This window comes from Pseudomonas machongensis, assembly GCF_034961125.1.
Taxonomy (GTDB): Bacteria; Pseudomonadota; Gammaproteobacteria; order Pseudomonadales; family Pseudomonadaceae; genus Aquipseudomonas; species Aquipseudomonas machongensis.
Genome location: NZ_JAYFUI010000100.1, coordinates 21966 through 27011 on the forward strand (window position 1 = coordinate 21966; position 5046 = coordinate 27011).

The following is a 5046-nucleotide window of genomic DNA, read 5'->3' on the forward strand; positions in this document are numbered from 1 at the left end:
CAGGAAGCCCGAGACTACGTCGGCGGCCCTCTATTGGTGCTCGCCGGTGCAGGCTCCGGCAAGACCAGCGTGATCACGCGCAAGATTGCCCACCTCATCCAGAACTGCGGCATCCGTGCCCAGTACATCGTCGCCATGACCTTCACCAACAAGGCCGCGCGCGAGATGAAGGAGCGGGTCGGCACCCTGCTGCGCCCGGGCGAAGGCCGGGGCCTGACGGTGTGCACCTTCCACAACCTGGGCCTGAACATCATCCGCCGGGAACACCAGCGCCTGGGCTACAAGCCGGGCTTCTCGATCTTCGACGAGTCCGACATCAAGGCGCTGCTGTCGGACATCATGCAGAAGGAATATTCCGGCGACGACGGGCTGGACGAGATCAAGAACATGATCGGCTCGTGGAAGAACGACCTGATCCTGCCCGCCGAAGCCCTGGAAAAAGCGCGTAACCCACGCGAGCAGACCGCCGCCATCGTCTACACCCACTACCAGCGCACGCTCAAGGCCTACAACGCGGTGGACTTCGACGACCTGATCCTGCTGCCGGTCAAGCTGTTCCAGGAGCACACCGACGTGCTGGAACGCTGGCAGAACCGCGTGCGCTACCTGCTGGTCGACGAATACCAGGACACCAACGCCAGCCAGTACCTGCTGGTGAAGATGCTCATCGGCATGCGCAACCAGTTCACCGTGGTGGGCGACGACGACCAGTCGATATACGCCTGGCGTGGCGCGCGCCCGGAAAACCTGATGCTGCTCAAGGAGGATTATCCCTCCCTGAAAGTGGTGATGCTCGAGCAGAACTACCGCTCCACCAGCCGCATCCTGCGCTGCGCCAACGTGCTGATCGCCAACAACCCCCACGACTTCGAGAAGCAGCTGTGGAGCGAGATGGGCGTGGGCGACGAAATCCGCGTGATCCGCTGCAAGAACGAGGAAGCCGAGGCCGAGCGCGTGGCCATGGAAATCCTCACCTTGCACCTGCGCACCAACCGCCCGTACAGCGACTTCGCCATCCTCTACCGCGGCAACTACCAGGCCAAGCTGATCGAGTTGAAGCTGCAGCACCACCAGGTGCCCTATCGCCTCTCGGGCGGCAACAGCTTCTTCGGTCGCCAGGAGGTCAAAGACCTCATGGCCTACCTGCGCCTGCTGGTCAACCCGGACGACGACAACGCCTACCTGCGGGTGATCAACGTGCCGCGCCGCGAGATCGGCTCGACCACGCTCGAAAAGCTCGGCAACTACGCCACCGAGCGCGGTGTGTCGATGTACGCGGCAAGCGAGGAGCTGGGCCTGGGCGAGCACCTCGATGCGCGCTACACCGAGCGCCTGCAGCGCTTCAAACACTGGCTCGACGGCGTGCGCCACAAGGTTGCCCTGGAAGACCCGATCGCTGCGCTGCACGAGATGGTCAAGGACATCGACTACGAAAACTGGATCCGCCAGAACACCGCCAGCGACAAGGCGGCGGATTTCCGCATCGGCAACGTCTGGTTCCTGATCGATGCGCTGAAGAACACCCTCGAGAAGGACGAAGAGGGTGACATGACCATCGAGGACGCCATCGGCAAGCTGGTGCTGCGCGACATGCTCGAGCGCCAGCAGGAAGAGGAAGAAAACGCCGAGGGTGTGCAGATGATGACCCTGCACGCCTCCAAGGGCCTGGAGTTCCCCTACGTATTCATCATGGGCATGGAGGAGGAAATCCTCCCCCACCGCTCGAGCATCGAAGCCGACACCATCGAGGAAGAACGCCGCCTGGCCTACGTGGGCATCACCCGCGCCCGTCAGACCCTGGCCTTCACCTTCGCCGCCAAGCGCAAGCAGTACGGCGAGATCATCGACTGCACGCCCAGCCGGTTCCTGGATGAACTGCCGCCGGACGACCTGGCCTGGGAAGGCCTGGAGGATGCGCCTGTGGAGGTGAAGGCGGCGCGAGGCAATAACGCGCTGGCCGACATCCGGGCCATGCTCAAACGCTGACCAACCATTACTCTTTAAACCTTTGCCGCGACCTTCTGGATGCGGCCACCTTTGCTACATCGAGGAATACACAGTGGAAGCACTGCAGCAGAAGATTCGCGAAGAAGGCATCGTGCTTTCCGATCAGGTTCTCAAAGTCGACGCGTTTCTCAACCACCAGATCGACCCTGCGCTGATGCAACTGATCGGTGACGAGTTCGCCCGCCTGTTCGCAGACTCGGGCGTGACCAAGATCGTCACCATCGAAGCGTCGGGCATCGCCCCGGCGGTGATGACCGGCCTGAAGCTGGGCGTGCCGGTGATCTTCGCCCGCAAGCATCAGTCGCTGACCCTGACCGAGAACCTGCTGACCGCTTCGGTGTATTCCTTCACCAAGCAGACCGAGAACACCGTGGCCATCTCGCCGCGTCACCTCAACAGCAGTGATCGCGTGCTGGTGATCGATGACTTCCTGGCCAACGGCAAGGCTTCCCAGGCGCTGATTTCGATCATCAAGCAGGCCGGCGCCACCGTGGCGGGCCTGGGGATCGTCATCGAGAAGTCGTTCCAGGGCGGCCGCGCCGAGCTGGACAGCCAAGGCTATCGCGTCGAATCGCTGGCTCGGGTGAAGTCGCTGGAAGGTGGGGTCGTGACCTTCATCGAATAAGGCCGCTACGCGAGCTCTGTGGGAGCGGGTTTACCCGCTCCCACAGGGGCCAGCATGTCCGAGCGTTTATTTTGCAGCCTGCAACCCCGCCAGCAGCAACCGCTGGTACAGCTCCTCCTTCAGCCCCTGCGGTTCACTCAGCCCCATCCGCACCAGATGCGCCGTATAGGCCTGAGGTTCTGGCGCATCCAGCGCCGCCTTCCCCAGCTCCAGCACCTCGCTCAGCTTGAACTTGCTCTTGAGCCAGTTCAGAGCCCGCAGCAGGTCCTGCTCCTCAGGCGTGAAGTCGCTGCCCAGCGGGTACTCGGGGAACAACCCCGCATGCCGCGCCCTGATCGCTTCCAGGCGCTCGGGCGTGTTGTCGGTGAAGCGTGCCGATAGCTCGAAGTCCCGCGCCAGCTTGCCGGCCTTCTTGGCCTGCTCCATCAAAGGTTTCTGAAAACGTGAGTCACTGATTGCCAGCAACCGTGCGATCACCTCGCTGTCGGTCTGCCCACGCAGGTCGGCGATGCCGTATTCGGTGATCACGATGTCACGCAGGTGCCGGGGAATGGTGCAATGGCCGTACTGCCAGAACACATTCGACGTCACCTCGCCACCCGCCTCGCGCCAGCTACGCAGCAGCAGGATCGAGCGCCCGCCCTCCAGTGCATGGCCCTGGGCGACGAAGTTGTACTGCCCGCCCACACCGCTGAGCACCCGGCCATCTTCCAGCTGATCGGCCACCCCGGCACCGAGCAGGGTCATGCCAAACACCGTGTTGACGAAGCGCGCATCGCGGCGCTGGCGACGCTTGAGTGCTTCGTCGCCATACAGCTCGTTAATGAAGCTGATGGCGGTCATGGCGAAGCGTTTGCGCTGCTCGAGAGGCATCTGCCGCAAGCGCTGGTAGAAATCCGCGGTGCCGAGAAAGAACCCGCCATGCACCAGCACGCCCTGCTCGTCGGCCGGGCGCCGCACCACGCCTGCTTCGGCCAGGGCCAGCAGGCCGTTGACGAACATCTCGCTGCAGCCGTAGAGCCCCTGGGCAAAGGCATCCATACCACCTTCACGCTCGATCAGCGTTTTCCAGGGGTTCAGGTCCAGGTCTTCGAGCAGCGCGCGGTAGGCGTCGTTGTCGTCCTGGCGCGCGAGCAGCGCTGCGGCCACGGCATCGCCCATGGCGCCGATGCCGATCTGCAGGGTGCCGCCATCACGCACCAGGGTGCTGGCGTACAGGCCGATGCAGTGGTCCTGGAGGGTGACCGGCATGTTCGGGGTGCAGAACAGTCGACGCTGCTCGGGGGTATCGATCAGCAGGTCGAAATCCTGTGCAGGCAGTTCGGCGTCACCCGGCATGTAGGGCAGCTCGGCATGCACCTGGCCGAGCATGAGGATGGTTTCGCCTGCGGCACGGCGCTTGGCGATCATCGGCAGCAGGTCGAGGGTAATGTCGGGATTGCAGGCCAGGCTCAGGTGATCCGGACGCTCGGGCGTGGCGGCAACGATCTGGGCGATGAGGTTCAAGCCCTTGGCGTTGATATCGCGCGCAGCGTGGCTGTAGTTGCTACTGACGTAGTCCTGCTGGGCGGTCTCGCTGTGCAGCAGCGAACCGGGCTGCATGAAGAACTGTTCGACACGGATGTTGGCCGGGAGGGTGTCGTTGCGCAGGTCGGCGAGGTAGTCGAGCTCTTCGTAATCGGCGAAGACGCGCTCGACGAAGGGTTCGAGGAAGCGCCGCTGCAGGCCGTCACCTAGCGGCGGTCGGCCCAGGCTGAGGGCGGTGTAGATTGTCAGGCGCCGCTCGGGCAGGCTGCGGATGCGGGCATAGAGTGCGTTGACGAAGGCATTGGGTTTGCCCAGGCCCAGGGGCAGGCCCATGTGGATATGCGCCGGGAGGCGGGCCAGGACCTGGTCGACGGCCTGGTCGATCGAGCAGCGGTGGGGCATCGGGGGCTCCTGTGGCTTTGTGGGGGCTTGCAGGCTGTGACCATTACCCTGGCTGATTTGCTGACCAGACCGGCCCTTTCGCGGGCAAGCCCGCTCCTACAGGTTGTGACCATTGCCCTGGCTGATTTGCTGAACAGGCCGGCCCTTTCGCGGGCAAGCCCGCTCCTATAGGTTGTGACCATTACCCTAGCTGATTGGCTGACCGGGCCGACCTTTTCCCGGGACCGGCACCTACCCATAAATGCAAAAGCCCGCCATCAATGGCGGGCTTTATGCAAATCCAGTCCGGTCTACAGCCCGGACATCTTCTTGATCGCACCCTTGAGCTCCTCATCCGAGCAGTCGGCGCAGGTGCCCTTGGGCGGCATGGCGTTGATGCCGGTGATGGCCTTGGCCAGAATCCCGTCGAGGCCGCCCTGGTGATCGGCGCGCTCTTTCCAGGCCGCCGTGTCGCCGATCTTCGGCGCATTCAGCAGGCCCGTGCC

At 63.6% G+C, this 5046-nt stretch carries 4 protein-coding genes; 2 read left to right on the top strand and 2 right to left on the bottom strand.

The genetic code is table 11. From position 1 onward, the window contains the following. A partial coding sequence (rep, locus tag VA602_RS11060) for a DNA helicase Rep (protein WP_323453228.1) occupies nt 1-1986 on the top strand: 1986 nt, incomplete at its 5' end. A 73-nt stretch (nt 1987-2059) separates the two neighbouring features. Beyond that, nucleotides 2060-2632, top strand: a complete 573-nt coding sequence (locus VA602_RS11065; protein WP_011536381.1) for a xanthine phosphoribosyltransferase — start codon at nt 2060-2062, stop codon at nt 2630-2632. A gap of 66 nt (nt 2633-2698) precedes the next feature. On the opposite strand, the gene VA602_RS11070 is transcribed toward VA602_RS11065, so the two are convergent. Together VA602_RS11070 and VA602_RS11075 are read right to left on the bottom strand one after the other, a co-directional pair. Then, nucleotides 2699-4561: an acetyl-CoA hydrolase/transferase C-terminal domain-containing protein gene (locus VA602_RS11070; protein WP_323453229.1), complete on the bottom strand. Its 1863-nt coding sequence runs from the start codon at nt 4559-4561 to the stop codon at nt 2699-2701. Nucleotides 4562-4851: 290 nt separating this feature from the next. Continuing rightward, nucleotides 4852-5046, bottom strand: a 195-nt coding sequence (locus VA602_RS11075; RefSeq protein WP_323453230.1) for a c-type cytochrome, incomplete at its 5' end; no start/stop codon positions are given.

Coding starts and splice junctions, on each gene's coding strand:
- VA602_RS11070 (WP_323453229.1), bottom strand. CDS start 4,561: ATGCCCCACCGCTGCTCGATCGACCAGGCCGTCGACCAGGTCCTGGCC.